Source organism: Dehalococcoidia bacterium (assembly GCA_030648205.1).
In the GTDB taxonomy this organism is placed as follows: Bacteria; Chloroflexota; Dehalococcoidia; order JAUSIH01; family JAUSIH01; genus JAUSIH01.
On record JAUSIH010000046.1, the window covers coordinates 98,127 to 123,378 of the forward strand.

Here is a 25,252-nt window from a genome sequence, read left to right on the forward strand (position 1 = left end):
AGGGCGTGGCCCTCTACGTCCATGTCCCCTTCTGCGCTACCAAGTGCCGCTACTGCGACTTCAACGCCTACGCCCGGATGGAGCGGCTCATCCCGGCTTTCGTGGAGGCCCTCCTGCGGGAATTGGAGGCGTGGAGCGGCATCCTGGGGCCAGTCCGCGTTCCCACCATTTTCTTTGGTGGCGGCACGCCGTCCCTGCTGCCGTCCGGGGACGTGGCCCGATTCCTGGACGCGGCGCGTCGCGTCTTCAGCCTGGACCCCGCGGCTGAGGTCAGCCTGGAGGCCAACCCGGACGACGTCACGGAAGCCAGGCTGCGTCAACTCCGGGAGTCCGGGGTGAACCGGCTCAGCATGGGCGTCCAGAGCTTTGACGACGGCCTGCTGCGGTCCCTTGACCGGCGTCACACCGCAGCCGAGGCGGCGGAAGCCTTTCAGATGGCGCGGGCTGCTGGCTTCGACAACATCAACCTGGACCTGATATATGGCCTGTGCGGCCAGACGCTGGCCCAGTGGGAGGCGACGCTGGAACGCGCGGTGGCCCTGCGCCCGGAGCACCTTTCACTGTACGCTCTGACCATCGAGGAGCACACGCCGCTCTGGGACGACGTGCGCCGGGGCCGCAGTCCGGAGCCGGACCCGGACCTGGCCGCGGACATGTACGTCATGGCAGAGGACCGCCTGGCCGCCGTGGGATACCGCCACTACGAGATCTCCAACTGGGTGCTCCCTGGCCGGGCCTGCCGCCACAACCTGGTGTACTGGCGAAACCAACCCTACCTGGGACTGGGGCCCGGCGCCCACTCCCGCATTGGCGCGTATCGCTTCCATGACGTCCTCTCGCCCGCGGAGTACACGCGGCGCGCCGCCGGGCTTTCGATAGCCGCGGGGCCGCAACCGCTGAGCGCCGAAGTCGTGCGTGGCCTGCCGACTGTCGCTGGCGTGGACGAAGTGAGCGCGGCCACGGATGCGGCGGACACCCTCATCCTGGGACTGCGTCTGGACGAGGGCGTTGACGCGGGTGATGTGGCGCGGCGTTTCCCAGACGCGGAGGTTGGTCGGTGGGACAGCGTCATCCGTGAGATGTGCGCGGCGGGCCTCCTGGAGCGCGAGGGCGGCGTCCTGCGGCTGACCCGGCGCGGACGGCTGCTGGGCAATGAGGTCTTTCTGCGCTTCCTGCCCGGCTAGCTTCGCTCCTCCCGTCTCCGCCCATTGCCTCTGCTTCAATCACTCCGCTATACTCGATGCAGGTGAAGCTATGTATGTCATCGGCACCGCCGGACACGTCGACCACGGCAAGTCCACCCTCGTCAAAGCCCTGACCGGCATTGACCCCGACCGCCTCCGCGAGGAGAAGGAGCGGGAGATGACCATTGACCTGGGCTTCGCCTGGCTGCTTTTGCCGAGCGGGGCCGAGGTCAGCGTGGTGGACGTGCCCGGCCATGAGCGCTTCGTGAAGAACATGCTGGCGGGCGTCGGAGGCATTGACCTCGCGCTGCTCATCGTCGCCGCCGACGAGGGAGTCATGCCCCAGACTCGTGAGCATCTGGCTATCCTGGACCTCTTGCGCGTGAAGCGGGGCATCGTGGTCATCACCAAGAAGGACCTGGTGGACCAGGAGTGGCTGACTCTGGTCATGTCCGACGTGCGGGAGACGCTCAAGGGGACGGCGCTGGAGGATGCGCCCATGTCCGCCGTTTCGTCGGTGACGGGCGAGGGCATCAAGGAGCTGACTCAGCTTATTGAGACGGAGCTTCAGGCCACGCCCCGTCGGCGCGACACGGGTCGTCCGCGGCTGCCCATTGACCGGGTGTTCAGCGTCGTGGGCTTCGGCACCGTGGTCACGGGTACGCTCACCGACGGTCGGCTAACCGTGGGCGAGGAGCTGGAGGTCCTCCCCAAGGGGCTGAAGGCGCGCGTCCGCGGGCTGCAGTCGCATAAGAAGAAGGTGGACGAGCTGCCGCCGGGCACCCGCGCGGCGGTCAACCTGACGGGCGTGGACGCGGACCAGTTGGCGCGCGGCGACGTGCTGACCACGCCGGGTTGGCTGCGTCCCACCGAGGCGGCGGACGTGAAGCTGCGCATCCTGCCCAGCGCCCCCATGGCCGTCGGGCACAACGCCTCGGTCATTCTCTACATTGGCACGTCGGAGGTGCCGGCCCGGGTCCGCCTGCTGGACGCGGATGAGCTGAAGCAGGGCGAGACCTCGTGGGCGCAGGTGCACATGGAGAAGCCCATCGTCGCGGTCAAGGGCGACTACTTCATCATCCGCAACTCGGCGGGCACTCTCGGCGGCGGCGAGATCGTGGACCCGCACGCGCGGCGCCACCGGCGGCGCCAGCAGAGCCTCCTGGACCGGCTCACCGTGATGGAGCAGGGATCGCCGGAGGAGATAGTGCTGAAAGCGATGGAGGCGGCGGAAGGCTCCGAGGCCCGCGGCCTGGCAAGCCGCGCGAACATGGCGTGGGCGGACATCCAGGGTGTTCTCCAGACCCTTGCGGAGAGCAAGCGGGCCGTCGCGCTGGCGGAGCGAGTGAGCCAGAACACGCTGGTCTATTCAGCGCAAGGTTGGAAGTCCCTCCAGGAGAAAGCGCGACAGGTGCTGGAGCAGTACCACAGGCAGTACCCGCTGCGCCGGGGCGCGTCCAAGGAGGAGCTGCGCAGCCGTCTGAATGTGACGGCCTCCGCCTTCGTGTCCATCCTGCGGCGCCTCCAGGCCGAGGGCGCGCTTGTGGAGGAAGGCGCCACCGTACATTTGCCCGCGCACCATGTCCGGCTCGCGCCGGAGCAGCAGGCCGCCGCCGACCGCTATCTGCGCGCCCTGATCGAGAAGCCGTACTCGCCCTTCGGCGACGCGGCGATTGACCAGGACCTCTTGAGCGTGCTCATTGACCAGCGGAAGGTCGTCCGGTGCAGCGAGGACGTGGTGTTCGCCGCCGCGGCCTACGACGACATGGCGCGCCAGGTGGTGGAGCGCATCAAGCAGCAGGGCAAGGTCACGGTGGGCGAGATGCGGGACATGTTCAGCACGAGCCGCAAGTATGCGCTGGCGCTGGCCGAGTATCTGGACCAGCAGCACGTCACGCGCAGGGTGGGGGATGAGCGCGTCCTGCGGTAATCGCTAATGTCCTGTTTTGGAAACACGTTCCCTAGTCCATGTCATACCGGCGGAAGCCGGTATCCAGAGAAGCACCGGGGAACGCTGGATTCCGGCTTTCGCCGGAAAGACGGTAAGTGACCAGGGGCGTTTCCTTGAACAATTTCTCATGCATGAAACAGTATGCGTACTTCGGGGACAGGACACTAGGCCGGGGAGTCGCCGGGCCGCTTCTCGGCGGCGGCCTCCGCCCTGTGGGTCTCCATGTAGTCCAGGCTTTGCCGGTACTGTTCCTCGGTTATAAGCCCTTCGGCCATGTAGAAGTTGAGCATGACCTTGAGGCTGAGGAGCCGCAGGACGCCGTACCCGTGGAGCTTCAAACGCTCGATGCCCCCCTGGTCGCGGTCCACCAGCACGACGGCGTTGCGGACCCGCAGGCCGGCGGCCTCCAGGGTGCGGGTGGTCTCCAGAAGGCTTCCGCCGGTGGTCATCAGGTCGTCCACCACCAGGACGCGCTGGCCCTGCTGGAACAGCCCCTCGATGCGTGGCGCGCCGTTCTTCTGGTGGTCCGGACGGACGTACATCATAGGGACCTGCGCGTGAAGGGACAAGGCCGTGGCCAGGTGCAGCCCGCCGACGGGGACGCCGGCGACAAGCTGAAAATCAGCGCACTCAGGGCGCGCCATGAGCTGCTTGGCTCTGATGTCCTCCAGCATGATGCGGGCGACTCGTCGGAGGACGTTTGGCTTGCTGATGAGCACACGGGGGTTGATATACACGGGCGAGTGGCGGGTCGTCCGGCCCAGGGTGAAGTCGCCGAACTGCACGCCGCCAAGGTCGAAGAGCTCTTTGGCGATCCACAAGTTACCTGGGGGGAGAGACTTAGGAGAGGACATATTTACTCTCTTGGTGCGAAAATCGCCACATTGTGTATCATTCTAGCAGAGACGGGGAATGCCCAGCAAGGCGAGGCCGCGGGTATGCAAGGCCATGTCGCCCTTGTTGCGGGCGCTTCGTCCGCGCTGGTACAATCGTGCTCTGCGTTCAGACGGGCAGGTGTGCGAGACCAAGGAGGGAGGGTCATGCCGGTTGAGATAATTGCCAGCGACGCCAGCATCCCGGGCGAGGGCGGCAAGACGATGGCGGCCCACGTGGCGCGTCCCAAGGCCACCGGGAAGTACCCCGTGGTCGTGGTCATCATCGAGGCCTTCGGCCTGAACCGCCATATTGAAGATGTGGCGGAGCGCTTCGCTCGCGAGGGCTACGTGAGCATTGCGCCGGACTTCTACTATCGGGAGGGCCACAAGGCGGCTGCGGCCTACGCCGACCTCGTCAGCGCGCGCCGATTGATGAGCTCGATAGTGGACAGCAAGTACGCGGAGGACATGCGGCGCGTCCTGGACTTCTTGAGGGAGCAGGACTATGCGTTGGTGAGCAGGTTGGGCACCGTGGGCTTCTGCATGGGCGGGCGCCTGTCGTACCTTGCCGCTTGCCAGGCGCCGGGCGACGTGAAGGCCTGCGTGGTGTTCTATGGCGGGCGCATCGTCACGCGGGACCGCACCGCCAGCGCGCCTGTCCCGCCCGTGGAGATGACATCCAACCTCGAGGCGCCTGTCCTCGGGTTCTTCGGCGACCTGGACGCGGGCATTCCCTTGGACGATATCAAGGAGTTGGAGGCCACGCTCAAACGGCTTGGGAAATCCGGCGAGTTCCACGTGTACAAGGGGGCGCCTCACGGCTTCTTCTGCGACGAGCGCGGCACCTTCCGTCCGGAGGCGGCGAAGGACGCATGGCAACGCACGCTCGTTTTCTTCCAGAGGCACTTGAAGGCGGGAACGCCCACGGGGAGCCGTTGATGATGAAGGACGCGCGCGGGCAATCGGCCCGCCGTCCCTCAGGCGACGTGAAGGCGGCCCGAGGCCGCGAACCTGCCGTGGCTGCCGTACCGGCGCTGCATGTTTTTGGCGTAACGGATATGCCGGAAGTCCGGTCTGGCTCCGACCTGGCCGCCTTGATCATCGAGGCGCTGGCCCGCCAGAAGACTCCGCTTCTATCCGGCGACGTGGTGGTCGTGACGCAGAAAGTGGTCTCAAAGGCGGAAGGCCAGTTGGTTAGACTTGGCGGCGTGCGTCCGTCCGCGTTTGCTCGCTATCTGGCTGGCTGGAGCGGCAAAGACGCCCGCCGAGTGGAGGTCGTGCTCCGCGAGACGCGGCGTATCGTGAAGATGGACCAGGGGCTGCTGGTCTGTGAGACGCACCACGGCCTCGTCTGCGCTGACGCGGGGGTGGACGAGTCCAACGTGCCGGGGCCCTCCGTCGTCACCCTCCTGCCCAAGGACCCGGACGCCTCCGCCCGTCGGCTGCGCGAGACCCTGGAGCGCCACTATGGCGTGCCCCTGGCAGTCGTCATCTCGGACACCTTCGGTCGGCCGTGGCGCAAGGGCATCACGAACGTGGCGATCGGCGCGAGCGGCATTCAGACGATGCGGGACTACAAGGGGGAAAAAGACCCCTCCGGCTACGTGCTGAAGGGCACGGTCATCGCCGTGGCCGACGAGCTTGCGGCTTCGGCTGAGCTGGTTATGGGGAAGCTGCAGGGTGTGCCTGTCGCCGTGGTGCGCGGGTACGATTACGAGCGTGCGGACGGGGGCGCCAGGGAGATGGTCTGGGAGCCGGATCACGACCTTTTCAGATAGCAGGCCCGCCGCGTGGTCCAGGCTCTCCGGGTACCGCGTTGTCTCGCGGGAAGCCGGACTCGTCATGTCAGCACTTTTCGTATAACGTATAATAGGACTTGAGTACCATGCAACAGACTGCGGCATGGGAAGTCTTTAAAGGAGGGCCGTCATGGATAAGCCCCTCATGTTCGTGCATGACCGGCGCATGGAAGGCGTCTGGCCTCTGATTCTAGCGCCTCTGATTGCAATTCTCATCATCGTGGCCAGCAAATCGTATGTGGTGATGGACCCCGCCATCGCGCCCATCGCCCTCGTACTGATCGCCATCCCAGGCCTCTATCGCGTTTTCTGGGGCAAATCCGAGGTTGTCGTTGACACGTCCAAAGGCGCGGTCTCGCTGCGTCAGGGACCCGGGAGGCAGGAGAAGAAGCTTGCTTCCCTCGCGGATGTCCAGCGAGCGGACGTGGCGATGGTGTACCGCGGCAAGACGCCGCTCTATCGGCCATATCTTCTGCTCAAGAACAACACACGGGTGGAGCTTATGCCCGACTGCGACAAGATGCAGCAGTCCCATGCTCCCGCCGCTGCCGTCAACGATGCGATCAGCCTGGCGCCCGAGGTGCGGGCCAAGCTGGCGATGATGAGTCAGAAGGCCAGCGGCGGCGGCGTCTCCAGCCAGGCTGCCATCCTCTGGGTGGTTGTCATCGTGCTCGTTGTGATCACCATTGTCACGCTGGCGGTCACCACGGGGACATAGGCCCTGCCGAGAGGAAAGGTGTCCGCCCGCTGTGCCGCGAGGCGGCGAATTCCGAGAAGGCCTCGCGTCACACGCTGAACAGGATGTTCATCACGTCCCCGTCCTGGGGCACGTAGGCCTTGCCCTCCAGCCGCAGCAACCCCTGTCGCTTGGCTTCGGTCAGGCCCCCGCACTTGAGCAGGGTGTCCGCAGAGATCACCTCCGCGCGGATGAAGCCTCGCTCAAGGTCCGAGTGGATTTTGCCCGCCGCCTTGGGAGCTGAGCTTCCCCGGCGGATTGTCCAGGCGCGCACCTCGTCCGGCCCCACGGTGAAGAACGAGATGTACCCCAGCAGCTCGTAGGAGAGGCGGATGGCGCGCTCCATGCCGGGCGCCTGGAGACGCATGCTCTCCCGGAACTCCGCCGCATCCGCGTCGCTCATCTGGGCCAACTCCATCTCCAGCTTGCCGCACATCAGCACGCAGGCCCGGCCCGGCCGGTTGTAGCGCGTGCGCAATTCCTTCTCCCACGCCTCGGCGCGCGCCAGGTCCTCCTCGCCGATGTTCATCACCAGCAGCAGGGGCTTGGACGTGAGGAACTGGTATGCGGTGAGCGCGCGCGCCTCGTCCTCCGTGAAGTTTTGCTCCCGCACCGGCACGTCCTTGCCGAGGGCGTCCTTTATGCGGTTCAGCAGCGCCAGCTCCCGCAACATCGCGTCCCGTTCCCCCGGCTTGGCCGGCTTGAGGCTGGCCTTCAGCCGTTCCAGCCGCTTCTCCAGAAGGGCCATGTCGGCGAAGGTCAGCTCCATGTCCATCGTCCCGACGTCCCTGTGCATGTCCACCGAGCCTTCGAGGTGGGGCACGGTGGGATCGCCGAAGGCGCGGACGACGTGCATGATGGCGTCCACATTGGCGAGGTTGCGATAGAAGGCGCCCGTGATACCCTCGCTCTTGCCCAGGCCTTGAGGCGCCGCCGGCACTTCAGTGTACTTGACCTCCGCCGGGGTGAATTTCTTGGGGTTGAACAGGGTGGCCAGGGCGCTCAGGCGCGCGTCAGGGACCTTGGCCACGCCGACGTTGGACTGGCCTGATGCGTTGACGGCGGCGTGTCCGCGGGTCAGGGCGTTGAAAATGGTGGTCTTGCCACACTGGGGAAGTCCGATAAGTCCGATTTCCATTTCCTCATCTTACCTGAAGATGGCCCTGGCTGCACGGTGCTGTGCTACAATGGCGCAGGCATTGATCTCGCCCTCTGAAACATAGCGCGGCCAAGCGGCGCAACCTTTGGGTGCATCAAGATATGCTCTACGTACTGCACGGCGAAGACGCGTACTCCCGGCGCCAGGCGCTGGAGGCCATCCGGACGGGACTCGGCCCGGCCGACGCTCTGATCACAAATACGACGGTGCTGGACGGCGCGAGCGTGTCCGTGTCGCAGATCAAGCAGGCGTGCGAGACTGTGCCGTTCCTGTCGTCACACCGCCTCGTGATTGTCGAGGGCCTGCTGGAGCGCTTCGAGGAGCGTAATACGGACAGGCGTCGCGGCCGGAAAGGCGGCGCATCGGCGGACTCCGCGGAGTGGGTGCCCTTCGCCGAGTACCTGCCGACCGTCCCGCCGACCACCGTGGCGGTGCTGGTGGACGGAGAGCTCAAGCGCAACCCCCTGCTTCGGGCGCTGTCCAAAGCGGCACAGGCGCAAGAGTTCCGTCCGCTGCGATTCGATGCCCTGCTGGGATGGATTGGGGAGCGCGTGGCGCACCAGGGTGGGACCATCGAGCCGCAGGCTGCCCGTCTGCTCGCCGAGCTTGTCGGCCCCGACCTGTGGCAGATTACTCAGGAGATTGACAAGCTGCTGACGTTCACGCGGGGTGACCCTGTCAGGGAAGCCGACGTGCAGGCGCTGGTGAGCAACGCCCGTGACGCGAACGTCTTCAGCCTTGTGGACGCGGTCATGGATCGGCGTTCCGCGCTGGCGCTGCGCCTGTTGGAGCATCTCCTGGGACAGGGGGAGAATCCGACCCGTCTGCTCGGCATGGTGGCCCGACAAGCGCGGCTGGTGCTTCTGGCGCAGGACCTTCAGGCGCGGAGCGTGCCCGCCGCCGACATGGGCCGTCGGCTGGGCATTCACAGCGAGTACCCATTACGCAAGACCCTGGAGCAGGCGCGCGCCGTGCCCCCGCGCCGCGCGATCGTGCTGCTCGAACGGCTGCTTGAGACGGAGCTGGCCATGAAGACGGGGCGCCTTGACGAGGGCGCGGCGCTGCATATTCTTGTAGCGGAGTCGGCGTAGAAAAGGCGGTACAGCGGCGTAAGGGCTAGTCCCAGTCGTGCAGGACGGGGTTGTAGCACGCCGCCATGTGCCCTGGCTCCCGCTCTCTGAGGGGTGGGTGCGGGTTCAACCGGCACTCGTTGCGCGCCTTGTGACACCGGGGGATGAAGGCGCACTGGTCGGGCAGGTCCACAAGGCTGGGCGGCATCCCTGGCAGCGCGGTCAGGTGGCGGCCCGGCCTGTCCAGACGGGTCACCGCCTGGAGCAGCCCCGACGTGTAGGGATGAGCGGGCTTGTGGAAGATGCTCACCGTGTCCGCCTGCTCCACGATGTGCCCCGCGTACATCACTGCCACCTCGTCCGCCATGCGGGCGATGACCCCCAGGTCGTGCGAGATGATGATGATGGACGAGTCGCGCTCCGCCTTCAGGCGGCGTAGCTGCGCCAATATGTCCGCCTGGAGGGTCACGTCCAGGTTGGTGGTCGCCTCGTCGGCGATGAGCACCTGAGGCTCCAGCACGAGGGCGATGGCCAGCATGATGCGCTGGCACATGCCGCCGCTGAGCTGGAACGGGTACTGATTGACGACCCGCTCAGGGTCGGCCATTCCGACGCGCTGCAGCACCTCCATGGTGAGCTTCCGGGCTTCCCGCCGGGAGACGCGGACGTGGCTGGTCACCATTTCCTCTACCTGCGCTCCCACGGGCAGGACGGGGTTCAGCCCGCTGACGGCGTCCTGAAAGACCATGGCGATCTCCTTGCCTCGGAGCCGCCGCATCTCCTCCTTGCCCATCTTAAGCAGGTCGTGGCCGTTGAAGAATATCTGGCCCTGCGTCACGTGGCCCGGAAAGGGACGGTGAGATAGGATGGAGTGGGCGGTCATGGTCTTGCCGCAGCCGCTATCGCCCACGTTGCCTAGGATGGTCCCCCGCTTGAGCGTGAGGTTTACCCCGTTGACCGCCTTCACCACGCCCTCACGCGTGGGAAACTCGGTGTAGAGGTTGCGGACGTCCAGGACTGGTTCCACTGTCATGGCTGTATCTGCGGATGCTCTAGAACCCGTTCCAAAATTCGGCTTCAGGGTTCGACAAGCTCACCATGAACGGAAGAACCACCGCTGAGCTTGTCGAAGGGTGAACAGGCATTTTGAAAGGACTTCTAGCGCTCTTTTTGCATTATACAGCGCCCCGCGCGTGCAGGTGGACGGGCCGGAAGCGTCCGCTCTTGAGGCAGTCGGTCAGGTCTCGCAGGCTCTCAATGCGCTGGTCGAAGTGCGTGGCGCACACCCCGATGTCTTCCGGGTCGTGCGCGTCGCTGCAACCCACGGCGGGCAGCTTCAGCTTGTGGATGACCTCCTGAGAGAAGGCGTTCTCCCGCGCGGAGCCGCGCCCGTTGTACGCCTCCGCGGCGTCCGCAATCTGGAACACAGGCTCGGCGCAGGCCCGGGCGACGCACGCGTCATGGTAGGCGGGGTCTGCGCGGGCGCTTTCTTCCAGGAAGCGACGCCGGTAGGGGTGGGCGGCGACCATTGCGCCGCCCGCCTCGTCCACCATTCGCTTGACGAAGGTGGCACGGTGCATCCCGAACACGTACCTCTCCAGGCCAAAGACAAGCAGGTGGCCTTCTTCCGTGGTGATTTCCACGCCGGGGAGGACCAGGAATCCCTCCTCCTGGCTCAGCCGGGCGATGTCGTCAGGGGGCCAGAACCAGTCGTGCTCCGTGATGCAGATGCCGTCCAGTCCCGCCTGCCGGGCGCGGCGCACCAGCTCCTGCGGGCGCAGGAAGCTGTCCCACGACAGGGGATTGGTGTGGGTGTGCAGGTCAATCAGCATGCGCGGCGCACGACTCGGAGCTTCGCGGACTCCTAGGGGTATGTGAAGCGCAGGGCACTGGTTTTCTCCGTGGATGTGATGGTCGCGAGGAACTCCGCGCCCTGCTGCTGAATGGTGAAGCCGTCCGCGAGCGAGAAGCTGATGTCTATGGCGCGGCTCACCATCTGGCGTGCTCCAATCGTGCCGACGGCGATGGTCTCGGAGTCCTTGCCGTTGACCGCTATGCGCTTGCCCCGCGAGGATACTTCCAGCTTGACGCTCACGTTGTGCGCGTCTGAATCGCCGGTGTTGGTCATCTCGGCGGTCATGCGACGGCTTGTCAGGCCCGTCTCCTCCACCTTGGCGATGCGGAGCTGAAAGTCCACTGGCCGGGCTGCCGAGACTGGCGTGGTGGTTGGCACGGATGGTGGAATAGCTGGCGTGGCGGTCGGCGCGGACGGAGGGAGCGTCGGCGTAGCGCCTACGGGCGGACCTTCGAGCGGGACCGCGATGGTCACGGGTGAAGGGGAATAGTAGTCACGGAGCGTCCACGTGCGCGCCTTGGGGCTATCAGCGGGGAATGTGTCCAGCCGCGTCTGCCCGCGCATGATGTCTATCATGGTCACGCGCGACGTCGTCTCGCCGCTCAACCCCTCCAGTTTGTAGCTATAGCTGTACATGCCGAGGACGGCGGGAACGAAGGCCACGTCCAGCACGACGGCGACCGTGGCCGACTGGCCCGCTGGCACGTCCAGACGCGCATTGCCGCTGACGCGGTCGTCGCCGCGGGCGGCGGTCGCCGTGACCGACCCTTCCACCCGGCCGTTTGTTTTGTTGGAAAGCTCCAGTCGCCAGTCCTCCGTGTAGTTGATCAAACCGCGTGGGCTGAAGAACTCCCAGTGGGCATTTCTGCCCTTGTCCGCTACCCCCATGACGCTGGTGTCGGCGAGCGGCGTTATAGCCCCGCTTTCCTGGGCGCGCTGGACGGCGCGGATGTCCGGGGACTCCACCGCGCCGCTGATGGGCAGGTCGGCGCGGGGCGTCTGCGGGTCGTTGCTCTCCACGGTGAGGATGCCGGACAGGGATGCGGCGGCGCTCGTGTCCACGGTGAAGGGGAGCGTGACGCGGTTGCCGGGGCCGATGGTCAGCGGCAGGCTGGCTGTCACGCGCAGGGCGGGCAGAGACGAGGGGAGCGAGCGTATCACGAGATTGGCGTTTCCTCCATTGCCTATCTCCAGCGAGCCGTTCACGACGGCCAGTTGGGGAACGGCGCCCAGCGCCAGTCCGCTCCTGGGGACGAGAAGACGCGGCGCGGCGGCCTGGGCCGGCGGCGCGGCGTCCACGAGCGCGGGACGGAAGCCGCCGACAATCAGAGCAAGTGTCAGCATGGCGGCGAGGGTCAACGCCTGGCGTTTCATGGTCTGCTCCTATACTCACTGTTCATCGGCGCTTGCCGGCTAAAACGCATCGTATTCCGTTGGGAGATGATTTAGTGTGTCATCTTGACGCGGTACCGTCAATAGCGCATCATCGTATGGACTAAGGATTGTGTTCCTTTTCACGTGTTGTTGCATTTTGCGGGGCCCCATGATATATTGGGTGCCCATCAGCTAAGGAGGACATAGCTTGCTCGCCCAGTACGGATACGTAGGTATCTTTCTGGTCATAGCCGTCCTCATCCCCACCTTCATGCTCCTTCTCTCATGGCTCATGTCGTTCGTCGGGGTCCGTCCGCAGAAGCCGTCCGTGGTCAAGAGTGAGACGTACGAGTGCGGCATGGAGACCATCGGCGGGTCATGGGTCCAGTTCAACTTTCGGTACTACTATTTCGCTCTGCTCTTCGTGATATTCGACGTCGAGACGGTCTTCCTGTACCCCTGGGCCGTGCATTTCAAGCAGCTCGCTCTGTTCGGGTTGGTGGAGATGGCCGTCTTTATGGCAATCCTGTTGGTGGGATATCTTTACGCCTGGAAGAAGCGGGCGCTGGAGTGGAGGTAGGCAGTGCAGGACATAACGACTGAGGGGGGCCTGCCGCTCTATCTGACGACCCGTCACCTCGATACCGCCGAGGGCGCGGAGATCGAGAAGCTGCGGCTGACCATGCGGGAACCGCAGCCGGTCGAGGATATCCAGGTCCCCGCGGACCTGAAGCGAAACGTGCTCGTCACATCGGTGGACGCGCTGGTCAACTGGGGCCGACAGGGCGCCGTGTGGCCCGTCACCTTCGGGTTGGCCTGCTGCGCCTTTGAGATGATTGGCAGCGCCATGTCGCGCTTCGATATCGCGCGCTTCGGCATGGAGGCGTTCCGGGCGTCGCCGCGCCAGGCCGACCTCATGATTGTGGCGGGGACAGTCACCTGGAAGATGGCTCCGCCCATCCGCCGCCTGTACGAGCAGATGGCCGAACCCAAGTGGGTCATCTCCATGGGCGTATGCGCCACCGCGGGCGGCCCGTACTTCGACTCCTACAGCGTTGTCCCCGGCGTGAACCGGATCGTCCCGGTGGACGTCTATGTCCCCGGCTGTCCGCCCCGTCCGGACGCGCTGCTGTACGGCATCATGATGCTGCACGACAAGATAAAGCGGTACTCCATAGCTCGGAAGGGCTAGGAGAGCAGGCGGGAATGACTCGTCAGTGGCAGGGCGCGGAGCTGGCGCGGGCCATCAGTGGCAAGCTCGCAGAGGCTGTTGTCGAGGCCAAGGACAACGCCGTGTGGGTCAAGCCCACCGGGCTGCTGGACGTGGCGAGGCTGCTGCGCGAGGGGCCGGGGCTGGAGTTCGACTTCCTGTCCTCCGTGACGGGCGTGGACTACATTGACTTCTTCGAGGTGGTGTACCACCTGGCCTCCATCACGCTTAACCATAGCTGTATTGTCAAGGTGCGCGTCCTTGGCCGGGACGAGCCTGTCATGCCTTCCGTCTTCTCCGTGTGGCAGGGCGCCGACCTGCAGGAGCGGGAGGTCTATGACCTGGTCGGCATTCGCTTTGAGGGACATCCCAACATGAAGCGCATCATGTTGTGGGAGGGGTTCCCCGGCCACCCGCTGCGCAAGGACTTCGTCCTGGAGCGGGAAAAGGTCGAATACCCCTATCTGAGAGGATAGTGACGACGCTGTGCCGCTGAAAAGCCAGCCCATTATCGTTAATATCGGGCCGCAGCACCCCAGCACGCACGGGGTGTTCCGCCTGCGCGTCTCCTTCGATGGCGAGACGGTGCAGGACGTGGAGCCTGTCTTCGGCTACCTGCACCGCGGCTCGGAGAAGCTGGCCGAGGAGCGCACCTACACGCAGATCGTGACCCTGACGGACCGCCTGGACTACGTGGCCTCCATGACCAGCAACCAGGCGTACGTCTTGGCGGTGGAGAAGCTGGCGGGCATCGAGCCGCCGGAGCGCGCCAGGTACGTCCGTGTGCTCATGGCGGAGCTGATGCGTATCGCCAGCCACCTGATGGCGACGGGCTTCTTCGTCAACGACATCGGCGCCTTCGCGACGCCTCTCATGTACTGCTTCCGCGAGCGCGAGAAGATTCTGGACATGTTCGAAATGTGCTGCGGCGCGCGCATCACCTACAACTACATGCGCGTGGGCGGCGTCAGCCATGACCTGCCAGAGGAGTTTTACCCCGCGCTCAGGAGCTTCATGGCGGAGATGCCCGCCCGCATTGATGAGTACGAGGAGCTGCTGACCGAAAACGAGATACTGGTGGCGCGCACGAAGAACGTGGGCGTCCTCTCGCCGCAGAAGGCCATCAACTGTTCCATCAGCGGCCCCGTGCTGCGGGCCAGCGGGGTGAAGTGGGACCTGCGCAAGGCCGATGCCTATGAGGTGTACGACCGGATGCAGTTTGACATCCCCGTGGGCTCCGCGGGCGACTGCTACGACCGGTACAAGGTGCGTATGGAGGAGATGCGTCAGAGCCTGCGCATTGTGCAGCAGTGCCTGGAGCAGATGCCGCCCGGCCCCGTCCTGGCGCGGGCGCCGAGCTTGGTGCGCGCTCCCGCGGGCGCGGAAGCCTACGGACACATCGAGTCGCCCAAGGGCGAGCTGGGCTTCTACCTGGTCAGCGACGGCGGCATCTCCCCCTACCGGTGCAAGATACGCTCGCCGTCATTCATCAACCTGACGGCCCTGCGGGACATGCTCCTGGGGTGGAAGCTGGCCGACCTCATCGTCATTCTTGGCAGCATTGACATCAACATGGGCGAGGTGGACCGCTAGATGGACGTCATCTACAACATCTTCGCCATACTGGAAAAGGCCATTGTGGACGGCCTCACGCCGGGGCTTGGCGCTGAGGCGGCCCTGGCCGTCATGGCGTTCATCAAGATAGTCCTGGTCGCCAACGTCGGCCTGATCATGGTCATGGTCTTCATCTACATGGAGCGCAGGGTGCTCGGCCGGTTCCAGGTGCGCCTTGGCCCCAACCGCGTCGGCCCGGAAGGCATCCTCCAGCCGCTGGCGGACGCCGTGAAGATCATGATCAAGGAAGATATCATCCCAAAGGCGGCGGACCGGCTTATATTCAACATGGCGCCCATCATGGCCTTCGTGCCCATCATGCTCGTGTTCGCCGTCATCCCCTTCGGCGTCGGCGTGGCCGGCGGGCAGACGTACTACATGACGGTGGCCAACCTGGATATCGGCATCCTGTACGTGCTAGCCGTCACGTCCCTTGGGGAGATCGCCGTTTTCATGGCGGGCTGGTCTTCCAACAACAAGTTCGCCCTGTTCGGGGCCATGCGCGCGGCTGCTCAACTGGTGAGCTACGAGATACCGCTGGTGCTCGCCGTGGTGGGTGTGGTCATCGTGACCGGCTCGCTTTCGCTGGTGAAGATTGTGGAGGCGCAGGCGGTGCCGTTCATCTTCATGCAGCCGCTGGGCTTCGTCATCTTCATCACCGCCGTCTCGGCGGAGCTGAACCGGACGCCGTTTGACCTGCTTGAGGCTGAGTCCGAGCTGGTCACCGGCTACCACATCGAATACAGCGGCATGAAGTTCGGCATGTTCTACCTGGCGGAATACCTGGCCGCCTTCGCCTTCTCCGCGGTCATCAGCACCCTTTTCCTGGGCGGCTGGATGGGGCCAGTCCTCCCCAGCTACGTCTGGCTTCTGCTCAAGGCACTGTTCGTCTTCTTCCTCTTTGTCTGGGTGCGGGCCACTCTCCCGCGCGTACGCATTGACCAGGTGATGGCGCTGGCGTGGAAGTTCCTGCTGCCTCTGGCGCTGATAAACATCGGAATCACCGCCGTGGAGGCGCTGCTCTGGCCGACGTTCCCGTGGTTCCTTGCCCCCGTGAACATCGGCATCGGGGGGCTGGTCACGTGGGCGCTGGCGGCGGCCTTCCGCAAAGTCTGGGAGCCTCGGTGGAAGCCGGGCCAGTTCGCGCCGACGCCGGTGGGAGGCTAGCATGTACGGACTGGGCATTCTGAAGGGCATGGCGGTCACCTTTCGCCACCTGTTCAAGAAGCCGATCACCGTGGAGTACCCGGAGGAGCAGGTCCCCCGCGCGGCGCGCTTCCGCGGTTACGAATTTGTCTGGTACGAGGAGCGCTGCACCGGCTGCGCGTCCTGCGCCAAGTTCTGTCCCCTGGGCATCATCCGCATCGAGACAAGCCCGGAGCAGGACCCCGGCGTGGGAGGCAAGTACAAGCTGGAGAAGTTCGATATTGACACAGGGCGCTGCATGTTCTGCGCCCTGTGCGTGGAGGCGTGTCCCTATGATGCGCTCTTCATGGGCAGCACGTTCGAGCGCGGCAGCTACAGCCGCGCGGGGCTTGTGGTGCACAAGGAGGACCTGAACAACGGGGTCAAAAAGCCCAGCGTGTACTATCGCCCACACCTGGAGGCGGCGGGCTACCACAGCGAAAAGGAGCTTTCCGCCAAAGAGGTGGGCCGATGGTAGCCACCCTGGCCTTCTGGCTCCTGGGTGCCATCACCGTCATGGGCGCGCTGGCCGTCCTCTTCTTCCGCGACCTTTTCCGCGCGGCCATCGGCCTGATCTTCTCCTTTATCGGCGTGGCCGGCCTGTACATCCTGCTGAGCGCGGACTTTCTGGCCGCGGCCCAGGTGCTCATCTACGTTGGCGCAATTGCCGTTCTACTTATCTTCGGCATCATGCTCACCCGCGAGAGCCACCGGGGAAATCCCAGCAATCGCATGGCGATTCCGGGGCTAATCGCCACGGCGGCGCTCTTCGCGGCGATGGCGTTCGTGGTCACGTCCACGCGATGGAACATCTCGGCGCAGCCGCCGCAGGAGCCGACCACCGACGCCTTGGCCGCGGCGCTGTTCACCACCTACGTCCTGCCCTTTGAGCTGGCGTCCGTCCTGCTGCTGGTGGCCATCATTGGCGCGATAGTGCTGGTGAAGGAATAGCGAGCGAGATACAGCGATATGCAAATTGGACTTGAGCACTTCCTTGTCCTGTCGGCGGGCCTCTTTTGCCTGGGCTTGTGGGGCGCGCTGACCAAGCGGAACGTCATTGCAATCCTGATGTGCGTGGAGATCATGTTCAACGCGGTGAACATCGCGATGGTGGCGTTCTCCCGCTACATAGTGCCCACGCTCCTGACGGGCCAGGTGTTCGCCATCTTCATCATCACCGTGGCCGCGGCCGAGGTGGCCCTGGGCCTGGGCATCCTGCTGGCCCTGTACCGGAACCGGGAGACGGTGGACACGGCGCACATTGACCTCATGAAGGGCTAGCCTCCAGGCCCCGTTAGCGACGCGTAAGGGAAGAGCACGACGATGTGGATGGAGTACAAAAAGGCTCCGAACCAGATGATGGCCGAGATGTGGAAGGAACTCCTCGAGGCCGAGGGGCTTCCGTGCCGCATTCTGCCCGAAGGTGACGTCCTGAACAACTGGAGCGAGGTGTCCCGCTGGCGTGTGCTGGTGCCCCGTGGCCGCGAGCACGTAGCCGACGAGATCCTGCGGAAGGTCTAACGATGTCCGAGACGCTCGGCTGGCTCATCCTGGTTCTGCCGCTGCTCGCGTTTGTCCTCACCGGCCTGGTCTTCCGGCCGCTCGTGGGCAGCCGCACGCGCGTGGCGGCGGCGCTGACCATCCTGAGCATCGGCGCGGCGTTCCTCCTGTCGGTGGTGGTCTTGCAGGCGGTGCTCCAGGCTCCCAACCACCACATTGAGTTCAACCACGAGTGGCTGGCCGTCGGGCCGCTGACGTTGAGCGTGGGCCTGCTCTTCGACCCGCTGACGGCGGTCATGCTGATCGTCGTCTCAGGGGTCAGCCTGCTCATCCAGATTTACTCGCTGGCTTACATGAAGGAAGACCCCAGCTACGCGCGCTTCTTCGCGTACATGGCGTTGTTCACCGCTTCCATGCTGGGGCTGGTGCTTGCCAACAACCTGCTCATGGTGTACGCCTTCTGGGAGTTGGTGGGCCTGTGTTCGTACTTGCTCATCGGCTTCTGGTTCCACAAGCCCGCGGCGGCCGCGGCGGCCAAGAAGGCCTTCCTGGTCACACGTCTGGGCGACTTCGGGTTCCTGGCAGCATTGGTGTTCACCGCCGTCACCGTGGGGACGCTCAACCTGGGCGATTTGAACGGGCTGGCCGAGGCGGAGAAGATCGGCGCGGGGGCGCTGACGGTCCTGGCGCTGGGCGTCTTCGCGGGCGCCGTGGGGAAGTCCGGCCAGTTCCCGCTGCACGTCTGGCTGCCCGACGCCATGGAAGGCCCGACTCCTGTCAGCGCCCTTATCCATGCGGCCACGATGGTCGCGGCGGGCGTGTTCCTGGTCGGACGGCTGTTTCCCCTGTTCAGCCACTCGCCGGACGCAATGCAGGTCGTCGCCATCATCGGCGGGTTCACGGCCATCTTCGCCGCCAGCATGGGCCTGGTCGTGAACGACATCAAGCGGGTGATGGCCTACTCCACGGTCAGCCAGCTTGGCTACATGATGAGGTCGCTGGGCCTGGGCGGGTACGTGGCCGCCATCTTCCACCTGTTCAACCACGCCTTCTTCAAGGCGCTCCTCTTCATGGGCGCGGGCAGTGTCAGCCACACCTCCGGCGGCACGTTCAACATGCAGTACATGGGCGGCCTGCGCAAGGCCATGCCCTGGACGTTCACCGTTCTGATGGTCGCCTCCCTCAGCCTCTCCGGCATCCCGCCCTTCTCCGGCTTCTGGAGCAAGGACGAGATACTGGCCCAGGCGTGGGCGCGGAACCCGGTCCTGTTCTGGATGGCGCTGGCCGCGGCCTTCATGACCGCGTTCTATGTGTTCCGCATGATGTTCCTCACCTTCGCCGGTGCGTACCGCGGCGGCGCCGAGGCGGAGCAGAAGGCTGGAGCGCACCCCGCCTTGCGGGGCACGGTGGCCCAGGGCGCGCACGACGCATCCGTCCACGCATCCGCAGCGCAGGGTCACGGGGAGCGCCACGGGCTGCACGAGTCGCCGTGGGTCATGGTGGCGCCGATGGCGCTGCTGGCCGTCCCCGCGCTGCTGTCCGGCCTGGTGAACGTGCCGTTCAGCGGCCTGGGCGTGCCCGCCCACTGGCTGGGCGACTTCATGGGCGAGAGAAAGCCGGAGGAGTTCAACGTGCAGGTCTCGCTGCTCGCGACGGTCGTCGCGCTGACGGGCATCGGGGCCGCCTACGTGGTGTACGGCGCGAAGTGGCTCAGCGCCGAGGCCTTGGGCCGCACCTTCAAGCCCGTGTATATTCTGCTCTCGCGTCGCTACTTCATTGACGACCTGTACGAGAAGGTGCTCGTGGGCGTGGTGTTCTACGGCGGGGTCTGCCGTGCCCTGGACTGGTTCGACCATACGGTCGTGGATGGCGTGGTGAACAGCGTGGGCTGGGTGGGCCGGAACACTGGCCGGGGCGTGGCGCGTATCCAGACGGGGCAGCTCCAGGCGTCCGCGGCGGGCATCACCGTCGGCCTCGTGGTCATCGTGATCGCGTACCTGCTGCTGGCGAGGCCATAACGATGTTCCGCTTGAGGAGCGTAGCCGTATGACTTTCCCCTGGCTCTCGCTCATCGTCTTCCTGCCCGCCGCGGGAGCTATCGTCATCGCGGTCTTTCTGCGCGGCGTGCGGACGATCCGCTGGACGGCTGCGCTGTTCTCCGGGGCCACGCTGGTCCTGACGCTGCTGCTGGCCGCTGACTTCAATCTGGCGAATGCAACGTTGCCCCAGTACGTGGAGAAGGCCGCGTGGCTGCCGCAGCTTCACGTCCAGTACTTCCTGGGTGTGGATGGGCTGAGCGTGCCTCTGGTGGCGCTGACCGGCATCCTGGGGTTCTGCGCCGTCCTCGCTTCGTGGAGCATCACCACGCGCGTGCGGGAGTATTTCCTCTGGCTCCTCCTTCTGGAGACCGGCGTGATGGGCGTCTTCACCTCCCTGGACTTCCTTATGTTCTTCCTGTTCTGGGAGGTGGAGCTGGTGCCCATGTACCTGCTCATCTCCATCTGGGGCACGGGGCGCAAGGAATACTCGGCGATGAAGTTTCTCATCTACACCATCATGGGCAGCGCCTTCATGCTCGTCGGCATCCTGGCGTTGTTCTTCTCCGCCGGCACGTTCGACATGACGGAGCTGGCGAAGACGCCCCTTCAACCCGTTATCCTGAGCGCTCAGGCCATCTTCTTCCTGATATTCCTGGCGTTCGCCATCAAGCTGCCTATCTGGCCTCTGCACACATGGCTTCCCGACGCCCATACCGACGCGCCGACCGCCGTCAGCATCATGCTGGCGGGTGTCCTGCTGAAGATGGGCGGCTACGGGATGCTCCGCATCTCCCTGACTATCATGCCGGACGTGGCGAAGCAATGGGCGTGGTTCCTGGTGGCCCTGGCGGTGGTGAATATCCTTTATGGGGCCGCCGTTACCCTGCGCCAGACGGACCTCAAGAAGATGATCGCGTACTCCAGCGTGAGCCACATGGGGTACGTCCTGCTCGGTATCGCCTCGCTGGGACAGGTGGGGCTGACCGGTGCATCGCTCCAGATGTTCACGCACGGCACCATCACGGGCCTGCTGTTCCTGATGGTGGGCGTCACCTACGAGCGGACGCACACCCGTCAGATACCGGAGATGGGCGGTCTGGCAAAGCGCATGCCCATCATCGCCGTGGGCTTCGTGCTGGCGGGGCTGGCATCGCTGGGACTGCCCAGCATGAGCGGCTTCGTCGCGGAGCTGACGGTGTTCCTGGGGGCCTTCCCCATGTGGCCGGTGGCGACGGTCCTTGCGATTTTCGGCGTGGTGCTCTCCGCGGGCTACATCCTGTGGACGCTGCAGCGGGTATTCTTTGGGCCGGAGAGCGGCCATTTCCACGACCTGCGTGACGCCCGTCCCGTGGAGGTCATAGCCATCCTGACGTTGCTGGCGCCCATCTTCCTAGTCGGCGTGTACCCGGCGGTCCTGATAAGCTACTTCAATGCAGGGGTGATGCCGATTGTCGCCCGGCTGGTCCAGATATGACGTTGGCTCAGGCCGTGGACAGCGCGATGGGGGTGGGCCGCATCATCGTGGCGGTGGGCGCCGTCATTGAGGATCGAAGCGGGAGCGTCCTGCTGGTGAGGCACAGGCCGGAGCGCAAGGGCTTCTGGCAGGGGCGATGGATCTGCCCCGGCGGCAAGCTGGAACTGGGTGAAGAAATCCGCGAGGGCGTCCTGCGCGAGGTGTGGGAGGAGACCCGCTTGGAGGTGGAGTTGACGGAGCCTTTGCCTCCCTTTGAGCGCATCGTGAGGGACGGGGACGGGACGGCCTTGCACGTCATCTACATAGACTACAAAGCCCGGCTGGCGGGCGGCGTCCTCCGGCCCGGCGGCGACGTGGGAGAGGCGCGATGGGCCGCGCGCGGCGAGATGCCCCTGCTGCTGCCGGAGTTGCATGAGGACACGGCGAAGCTGCTGCGCCTGGCGGGCGTGCTGCCGGCGCGGGCCGGTCGAATCTGATACGCAGTGGGGCTGACTGACCGATGAACCTGTATTACATAAGCCCGGAACTCAGCATGATCGTGCTGGCGATTGTGGTGGTCTTGCTGGACCTGGCCGTGCAGAAGAAGGGCATCCTGACGGCGGTCAGCGTCGTGGGCCTGGCGGTTCCCCTCTACCTCACGCTGACGCTGTCGGGCGCGGTGGCCGGAGCGGCGGGCGGCCGCGCGCTCACGTTCTCCGACATGTTCATCGTGGACTCGTACAGCCTGTTTTTCAAGGTGCTCTTCATCGCCGTCGCCGCGCTGGTTATCCTGGCCTCGCAAGACTACATGGTCAAGATGAAGCGCTTCCACGGCGAGTATCTGGCGCTCGTGCTGTTCTGCACCTCCGGATTCATGTTCCTTGCGTCCTCCGGAGAGCTCATCACCATCTATCTCTCGCTGGAGCTGACGGCGCTCTCCCTGGCCGTCCTCATCTGCTTCCTGAAGGACGGCCGCTCGACTGAGGCCAGCATCAAGTTCCTGCTGCTGAGCGCCATCAGCTCGGCGGTGATGCTCTATGGCATGGCGCTCGTCTTCGGGCTGACGGGCACGACGAAGTTGGGGGAGATAGCCCAGAGTATCGGGAGCGTTTCCCACATGGTCCAGCAGCCGGCGCTGCTGATGGGCGTGGTGTTCATCATAACGGGCTTCGGCTTCAAGGTGGCAAGCGTGCCGTTCCAGATGTGGGTGCCGGACGTTTATGAGGGCGCGCCCACGCCGGTGACGGCCTTCCTCTCCGTGGCGTCCAAGGCGGCGGGATTCGCCGTGCTGCTGCGGGTGCTCTACATGGCGTTCGGCGCCGTGAGCGAGGACTGGGGTCTGCTCTTCGCGGTGCTGGCGGCTTTGTCCATGTTCCTCGGCAACCTGGTGGCCGTAGCGCAGTCGAACGTAAAGCGCATGCTGGCGTACAGCACCATCGCCCACGCGGGGTACCTGCTCATCGGCCTGGCGGCCACGTCCGCGCTGGGAACCGGCGCTGTCCTGTTCTACTTGGCGGCCTACGCTATCACCAACCTGGGCGCTTTCTTCGCGATCATAGCCATCACCAACAAGACGGGCAGCGACAACATCGCCGACTTCACGGGCATGGCCCAGCGCGCGCCGGTGCTGTCCTTCGTGCTGGCCGTATGCCTCGTGTCTCTGACGGGCGTCCCGCCCACGGCGGTATTCTGGGCCAAGATATACTTGTTCAACGCCGCCATTCAGAGCAACCTGGTGTGGCTGGTGGTCGTGGGCGTGGCGAACAGTGTCATCTCCGCCTACTTCTACATGCGTGTCATCAAGGTGATGTACCTGGGCCAACCCGCCTCCGACGAGCGCGTGCCCTCCTCTGGCGCCCTGCGGCTTGCCCTGGCCATCACGGGCATCGGCGTCATCGTCATTGGTCTGCTGCCCGCTCCTCTGCTGCGGGCCGCGGAGGTTGCTCTCACCCGCTTCCCATAGGCCGCTTCCGTTCCTATACTGCGACGCCTGCGGAATCCCGGTTCTGTCTGGTTTGGTGGATGCGGCGTATCCTGTCAAGACGTTTGGTGCAGGGCAGGGCTATCCAAAACATGGAGCGCCCCCTCGCCGAGGGAAGGCCTCGGTCCCTGGTGCAGATGGCGACTGGCAGCGGGAAGACCTGCATGGCCTGTCTCATTACGTCGCGGAGGACTCGTTCAACCCTGTCCTGGACCCCAAGGTCACACCCGTGCCCAAGGTGTACTACAAGAGCGAGTCGGCCCCTGAGGCAATTCGTGCGCTTGACAACGTCACACCATCGTGATAAATATGAGCGGACTCGATTCAGCCCAGGCGACAAGGAACCCGCCACCGACGGCTTCCATCGTCTGTTCAAGCGAAAAGTCCGCGAAAACGCGCTTGGCGCTCTACCAACTGGTGGCGTCTTGCTTCTCAATCAGCCGGAGAACTGGTTTCACAGGAGGCAGACCGATGACCTCTCTAGTTTCGATGACGCGAACGCTGAGCGCTTTGATCCTTGCCGCCCTTGTGGTCGCGGCCTGCGCGCCCGCCGCGTCGCCTGCTCCTTCAGCGCCGTCCCAGTCTCCCGTGGGGCCTGCCGTGGCGGCGACCCCGGCGGCAGCACCGGCGCCGACGCGTCCCGCGGCGCAGCCTTCGCCCACGCCTGCGCCGGAGCGGCCCGCGGCTGCGGCTCCCCCTACCCCTGTCGCCGCGCGCACGGGCGAGACACCCAAACGCGGCGGCGTGCTTACGTACTGGTCCAGAACGAGCGCGCCCACCTTTGACCCCCACCGGAACCGCCTGAGCCTGACGTACGGGGCCGGAAGTCCTATCTTTGACACCCTCGTGCGCCACTCCTTCGACGACAAGACGGTCATCCAGCCCGCGATCGCTTCGCGCTGGGAGGTGAGCGGCGACGGTACTGTGTACACTTTCTCCCTGGACCCCGCCAATCGCTGGCATGATGGGAAGTCCGTGACCGCCGAGGACGTAGTCTTCAGTCTGGAGAAGATGGTGGACAAGAACCGGGCCGTGGACACCGTCCGCCTCTTTCCCACGTTCAAGAAAGCGGAGGCTGTAAATGCCCAGACGGTGAAGGTGCAGCTCTCCAGCGCCAGTTCCAATTTCCTGAACTTTTTGACGGTAGGCTATTCCGTTGTCCTTCCCAAACACGTGGCCGGTGCAGACGTGAGCGATAAGTCCACCGCATTTCTCGTCGGGTCGGGCCCCTTCAAGCTGAAGCGGGACATCCCCGGCGTCAGCTGGGAGGTGGAACGCAATCCCAACTACCACATCCAGGGGCTCCCGTACTTGGACGGGATCAAGAACTACGTCATCGCGGACAGGGGCACGCAGATTGCGGCCCTGGTCACCGGCCGGGTGGACATGGCCCACCCCTCAGTCGCCTACAGCGCCAAGGAGGAGATAGACGACCTGATAGCCAGCGCTCCGAAGGCGATTGTCCAGTACACGGCCTATCCCACCTTGCGGAACGTCTGGCTCAATTTCAAGACCAATGACGCTCCCTGGCGCGACGCGCGCGTCCGCCAGGCCCTGCGCTTGGTCGTGGACCAGAAGGAGATTATCCTGGGCGCCTCGGGGAGCGAGAAGTTCGGCACCGCTGGAGGGTACGGAGCGCCGGGTACGCCGTTTGCCTTGCCGGAGGCGGATCTGAACAAGGCCCTGGGCTATGATATGCCCAACGCACAGCGGGTGCAGAAGGCTAAGGACCTCCTGAAGGAAGCAGGCTATCCAAACGGGTTCAAGGCTAAGCTCCTGGTGCGCTCCGCCAATCCTCTGTTCACTCGCGTTGCGCAAATCGTGGCGGACCAGGTCAAGCGGATAGGGGTGGAGCTGACGCTCGACCATCAAGAAGTGGCCGTCGCCTCGGGCCGCGTCCTGAAGGGGGAATTCGAGTGGTATCTGGAGGCCGTGACCGGCACTATAGGCGACCCTGATGAGCTAATCAGCGCCTGGCGCACCGGCGAGGTGAGCAACTACGGCGGGTATACCAATCCTGCCTTCGACAAGCTCTACGCGGAAAGCCTCCGCGTCCTGGGAGCCGAGCGGGTAGCAAAGGTGCAGGCGGCGGAGCGGGAGCTATGGAAGGATATCCCTTCTCTGGGTCTCTACTACACCGGGTATGCCATGGCCTGGCAGCCATATGTGAAGGGGTTCCGAAACCCGGACACGTTCTACTTTTCCTGGAGCCTCTTCGACAAGGTCTGGCTGGACAAATAAAATCGGCCTGAGGCCTTGCTCTCCTC

Annotated in this window: 25 protein-coding genes and 1 pseudogene; 21 read left to right on the top strand and 5 right to left on the bottom strand. The window is 64.9% G+C overall.

Annotation, left to right across the window (positions count from 1 at the left end; genetic code table 11):
* Positions 1-5 precede the first annotated feature (5 nt).
* Both hemW and selB read left to right on the top strand, forming a co-directional pair.
* Positions 6-1,184 (top strand): radical SAM family heme chaperone HemW, encoded by a 1,179-nt coding sequence (gene hemW / locus Q7T26_05955; protein ID MDO8531696.1) that lies wholly within the window; start codon positions 6-8, stop codon positions 1,182-1,184.
* 70 nt (positions 1,185-1,254) lie between these two features.
* Positions 1,255-3,114, top strand: coding sequence for a selenocysteine-specific translation elongation factor (gene selB / locus Q7T26_05960; GenBank protein ID MDO8531697.1), 1,860 nt, complete (start codon positions 1,255-1,257; stop codon positions 3,112-3,114).
* Between the two features lie 185 nt (positions 3,115-3,299).
* Here selB and Q7T26_05965 read toward each other — a convergent pair whose 3' ends face one another.
* Positions 3,300-3,989 carry a phosphoribosyltransferase family protein gene (locus Q7T26_05965; GenBank protein ID MDO8531698.1) on the bottom strand — a complete coding sequence of 230 codons (690 nt, stop codon included), beginning with the start codon at positions 3,987-3,989 and terminating at the stop codon, positions 3,300-3,302.
* A gap of 186 nt (positions 3,990-4,175) precedes the next feature.
* Here Q7T26_05965 and Q7T26_05970 point away from each other — a divergent pair, with 186 nt between their 5' ends.
* The 3 genes from Q7T26_05970 to Q7T26_05980 all read left to right on the top strand — a co-directional run bounded on the left by Q7T26_05970 (position 4,176) and on the right by Q7T26_05980 (position 6,527).
* Positions 4,176-4,949 (top strand): dienelactone hydrolase family protein, encoded by a 774-nt coding sequence (locus tag Q7T26_05970; GenBank protein MDO8531699.1) that lies wholly within the window; start codon positions 4,176-4,178, stop codon positions 4,947-4,949.
* A complete protein-coding gene (gene cofE / locus Q7T26_05975; protein ID MDO8531700.1) occupies positions 4,949-5,788 on the top strand; it encodes a coenzyme F420-0:L-glutamate ligase in 840 nt (279 codons plus the stop codon). The genes Q7T26_05970 and cofE overlap by 1 nt, the downstream gene beginning before the upstream one ends.
* 151 nt (positions 5,789-5,939) lie before the next feature.
* Entirely contained in the window at positions 5,940-6,527 is a 588-nt protein-coding gene (locus Q7T26_05980; GenBank protein ID MDO8531701.1) for a hypothetical protein, read from the top strand.
* Positions 6,528-6,594: 67 nt separating this feature from the next.
* Here Q7T26_05980 and ychF read toward each other — a convergent pair whose 3' ends face one another.
* Positions 6,595-7,683 (bottom strand): redox-regulated ATPase YchF, encoded by a 1,089-nt coding sequence (gene ychF, locus Q7T26_05985; protein ID MDO8531702.1) that lies wholly within the window; start codon positions 7,681-7,683, stop codon positions 6,595-6,597.
* 122 nt (positions 7,684-7,805) lie between these two features.
* Between ychF and holA the strand changes: the two genes are divergently transcribed.
* Positions 7,806-8,795 (top strand): DNA polymerase III subunit delta, encoded by a 990-nt coding sequence (gene holA / locus Q7T26_05990; GenBank protein ID MDO8531703.1) that lies wholly within the window; start codon positions 7,806-7,808, stop codon positions 8,793-8,795.
* Positions 8,796-8,820: 25 nt separating this feature from the next.
* Here holA and Q7T26_05995 read toward each other — a convergent pair whose 3' ends face one another.
* From Q7T26_05995 to Q7T26_06005, 3 genes are all read right to left on the bottom strand, one after another.
* The gene (locus Q7T26_05995; GenBank protein MDO8531704.1) at positions 8,821-9,807 is read right to left on the bottom strand and encodes an ABC transporter ATP-binding protein; all 987 of its coding nucleotides are present in this window, start codon (positions 9,805-9,807) and stop codon (positions 8,821-8,823) included.
* 142 nt (positions 9,808-9,949) lie between these two features.
* Positions 9,950-10,606 (bottom strand): PHP-associated domain-containing protein, encoded by a 657-nt coding sequence (locus tag Q7T26_06000; GenBank protein MDO8531705.1) that lies wholly within the window; start codon positions 10,604-10,606, stop codon positions 9,950-9,952.
* 32 nt (positions 10,607-10,638) lie between these two features.
* On the bottom strand, positions 10,639-12,003 hold the full coding sequence (locus Q7T26_06005) for a hypothetical protein (protein MDO8531706.1): 1,365 nt from the start codon (positions 12,001-12,003) through the stop codon (positions 10,639-10,641).
* A gap of 208 nt (positions 12,004-12,211) precedes the next feature.
* On the opposite strand from Q7T26_06005, the gene ndhC reads away from it, so the two are divergent.
* From ndhC to Q7T26_06080, 15 genes and pseudogenes are all read left to right on the top strand, one after another.
* Entirely contained in the window at positions 12,212-12,583 is a 372-nt protein-coding gene (ndhC, locus tag Q7T26_06010) for an NADH-quinone oxidoreductase subunit A (GenBank protein MDO8531707.1), read from the top strand.
* Positions 12,584-12,685: 102 nt separating this feature from the next.
* Positions 12,686-13,195, top strand: coding sequence for an NADH-quinone oxidoreductase subunit B family protein (locus Q7T26_06015; protein MDO8531708.1), 510 nt, complete (start codon positions 12,686-12,688; stop codon positions 13,193-13,195).
* 14 nt (positions 13,196-13,209) lie between these two features.
* Positions 13,210-13,689 carry an NADH-quinone oxidoreductase subunit C gene (locus tag Q7T26_06020; GenBank protein ID MDO8531709.1) on the top strand — a complete coding sequence of 160 codons (480 nt, stop codon included), beginning with the start codon at positions 13,210-13,212 and terminating at the stop codon, positions 13,687-13,689.
* A 10-nt stretch (positions 13,690-13,699) separates the two neighbouring features.
* Positions 13,700-14,806 carry an NADH-quinone oxidoreductase subunit D gene (locus Q7T26_06025; protein ID MDO8531710.1) on the top strand — a complete coding sequence of 369 codons (1,107 nt, stop codon included), beginning with the start codon at positions 13,700-13,702 and terminating at the stop codon, positions 14,804-14,806.
* A 93-nt stretch (positions 14,807-14,899) separates the two neighbouring features.
* A complete protein-coding gene (gene nuoH, locus Q7T26_06030; GenBank protein ID MDO8531711.1) occupies positions 14,900-15,994 on the top strand; it encodes an NADH-quinone oxidoreductase subunit NuoH in 1,095 nt (364 codons plus the stop codon).
* A 1-nt stretch (position 15,995) separates the two neighbouring features.
* Complete coding sequence (locus Q7T26_06035) at positions 15,996-16,490, top strand: NADH-quinone oxidoreductase subunit I (GenBank protein ID MDO8531712.1); 495 nt, start codon at positions 15,996-15,998, stop codon at positions 16,488-16,490.
* Positions 16,484-16,963 carry an NADH-quinone oxidoreductase subunit J gene (locus tag Q7T26_06040; GenBank protein ID MDO8531713.1) on the top strand — a complete coding sequence of 160 codons (480 nt, stop codon included), beginning with the start codon at positions 16,484-16,486 and terminating at the stop codon, positions 16,961-16,963. The genes Q7T26_06035 and Q7T26_06040 overlap by 7 nt, the downstream gene beginning before the upstream one ends.
* 18 nt (positions 16,964-16,981) lie before the next feature.
* On the top strand, positions 16,982-17,293 hold the full coding sequence (gene nuoK / locus Q7T26_06045) for an NADH-quinone oxidoreductase subunit NuoK (protein ID MDO8531714.1): 312 nt from the start codon (positions 16,982-16,984) through the stop codon (positions 17,291-17,293).
* Between the two features lie 48 nt (positions 17,294-17,341).
* Positions 17,342-17,533 (top strand): DUF2007 domain-containing protein, encoded by a 192-nt coding sequence (locus Q7T26_06050; GenBank protein ID MDO8531715.1) that lies wholly within the window; start codon positions 17,342-17,344, stop codon positions 17,531-17,533.
* 2 nt (positions 17,534-17,535) lie between these two features.
* Entirely contained in the window at positions 17,536-19,530 is a 1,995-nt protein-coding gene (nuoL, locus tag Q7T26_06055; GenBank protein ID MDO8531716.1) for an NADH-quinone oxidoreductase subunit L, read from the top strand.
* A gap of 28 nt (positions 19,531-19,558) precedes the next feature.
* On the top strand, positions 19,559-21,025 hold the full coding sequence (locus tag Q7T26_06060) for an NADH-quinone oxidoreductase subunit M (protein MDO8531717.1): 1,467 nt from the start codon (positions 19,559-19,561) through the stop codon (positions 21,023-21,025).
* On the top strand, positions 21,022-21,501 hold the full coding sequence (locus Q7T26_06065) for an NUDIX domain-containing protein (GenBank protein MDO8531718.1): 480 nt from the start codon (positions 21,022-21,024) through the stop codon (positions 21,499-21,501). Before Q7T26_06060 ends, Q7T26_06065 begins: the two co-directional genes overlap by 4 nt.
* A 23-nt stretch (positions 21,502-21,524) precedes the next feature.
* Positions 21,525-22,967: an NADH-quinone oxidoreductase subunit N gene (locus tag Q7T26_06070; GenBank protein ID MDO8531719.1), complete on the top strand. Its 1,443-nt coding sequence runs from the start codon at positions 21,525-21,527 to the stop codon at positions 22,965-22,967.
* A gap of 59 nt (positions 22,968-23,026) precedes the next feature.
* A pseudogene (locus tag Q7T26_06075) lies at positions 23,027-23,167 on the top strand (DEAD/DEAH box helicase family protein).
* Positions 23,168-23,456: 289 nt separating this feature from the next.
* Positions 23,457-25,226 carry an ABC transporter substrate-binding protein gene (locus Q7T26_06080; GenBank protein ID MDO8531720.1) on the top strand — a complete coding sequence of 590 codons (1,770 nt, stop codon included), beginning with the start codon at positions 23,457-23,459 and terminating at the stop codon, positions 25,224-25,226.
* Positions 25,227-25,252 lie beyond the last annotated feature (26 nt).

What these genes read in the sequence shown, in the direction of transcription:
- Q7T26_06035 (MDO8531712.1), top strand. Translation starts at nt 15,996, where the DNA reads ATGTACGGACTGGGCATTCTGAAGGGCATGGCGGTCACCTTTCGCCAC.
- Q7T26_06050 (MDO8531715.1), top strand. Translation starts at nt 17,342, where the DNA reads ATGGAGTACAAAAAGGCTCCGAACCAGATGATGGCCGAGATGTGGAAG.
- Q7T26_06040 (MDO8531713.1), top strand. Translation starts at nt 16,484, where the DNA reads ATGGTAGCCACCCTGGCCTTCTGGCTCCTGGGTGCCATCACCGTCATG.
- nuoK (MDO8531714.1), top strand. Translation starts at nt 16,982, where the DNA reads ATGCAAATTGGACTTGAGCACTTCCTTGTCCTGTCGGCGGGCCTCTTT.
- Q7T26_06015 (MDO8531708.1), top strand. Translation starts at nt 12,686, where the DNA reads ATGCGGGAACCGCAGCCGGTCGAGGATATCCAGGTCCCCGCGGACCTG.
- Q7T26_06070 (MDO8531719.1), top strand. Translation starts at nt 21,525, where the DNA reads ATGAACCTGTATTACATAAGCCCGGAACTCAGCATGATCGTGCTGGCG.
- Q7T26_05965 (MDO8531698.1), bottom strand. Translation starts at nt 3,989, where the DNA reads ATGTCCTCTCCTAAGTCTCTCCCCCCAGGTAACTTGTGGATCGCCAAA.
- ychF (MDO8531702.1), bottom strand. Translation starts at nt 7,683, where the DNA reads ATGGAAATCGGACTTATCGGACTTCCCCAGTGTGGCAAGACCACCATT.
- Q7T26_05995 (MDO8531704.1), bottom strand. Translation starts at nt 9,807, where the DNA reads ATGACAGTGGAACCAGTCCTGGACGTCCGCAACCTCTACACCGAGTTT.
- Q7T26_05980 (MDO8531701.1), top strand. Translation starts at nt 5,940, where the DNA reads ATGGATAAGCCCCTCATGTTCGTGCATGACCGGCGCATGGAAGGCGTC.
- cofE (MDO8531700.1), top strand. Translation starts at nt 4,949, where the DNA reads ATGATGAAGGACGCGCGCGGGCAATCGGCCCGCCGTCCCTCAGGCGAC.
- Q7T26_05970 (MDO8531699.1), top strand. Translation starts at nt 4,176, where the DNA reads ATGCCGGTTGAGATAATTGCCAGCGACGCCAGCATCCCGGGCGAGGGC.
- nuoL (MDO8531716.1), top strand. Translation starts at nt 17,536, where the DNA reads ATGTCCGAGACGCTCGGCTGGCTCATCCTGGTTCTGCCGCTGCTCGCG.
- Q7T26_06065 (MDO8531718.1), top strand. Translation starts at nt 21,022, where the DNA reads ATGACGTTGGCTCAGGCCGTGGACAGCGCGATGGGGGTGGGCCGCATC.
- selB (MDO8531697.1), top strand. Translation starts at nt 1,255, where the DNA reads ATGTATGTCATCGGCACCGCCGGACACGTCGACCACGGCAAGTCCACC.
- holA (MDO8531703.1), top strand. Translation starts at nt 7,806, where the DNA reads ATGCTCTACGTACTGCACGGCGAAGACGCGTACTCCCGGCGCCAGGCG.
- Q7T26_06005 (MDO8531706.1), bottom strand. Translation starts at nt 12,003, where the DNA reads ATGAAACGCCAGGCGTTGACCCTCGCCGCCATGCTGACACTTGCTCTG.
- Q7T26_06000 (MDO8531705.1), bottom strand. Translation starts at nt 10,606, where the DNA reads ATGCTGATTGACCTGCACACCCACACCAATCCCCTGTCGTGGGACAGC.
- nuoH (MDO8531711.1), top strand. Translation starts at nt 14,900, where the DNA reads ATGGCGTTCATCAAGATAGTCCTGGTCGCCAACGTCGGCCTGATCATG.
- Q7T26_06060 (MDO8531717.1), top strand. Translation starts at nt 19,559, where the DNA reads ATGACTTTCCCCTGGCTCTCGCTCATCGTCTTCCTGCCCGCCGCGGGA.
- Q7T26_06020 (MDO8531709.1), top strand. Translation starts at nt 13,210, where the DNA reads ATGACTCGTCAGTGGCAGGGCGCGGAGCTGGCGCGGGCCATCAGTGGC.
- Q7T26_06080 (MDO8531720.1), top strand. Translation starts at nt 23,457, where the DNA reads ATGACCTCTCTAGTTTCGATGACGCGAACGCTGAGCGCTTTGATCCTT.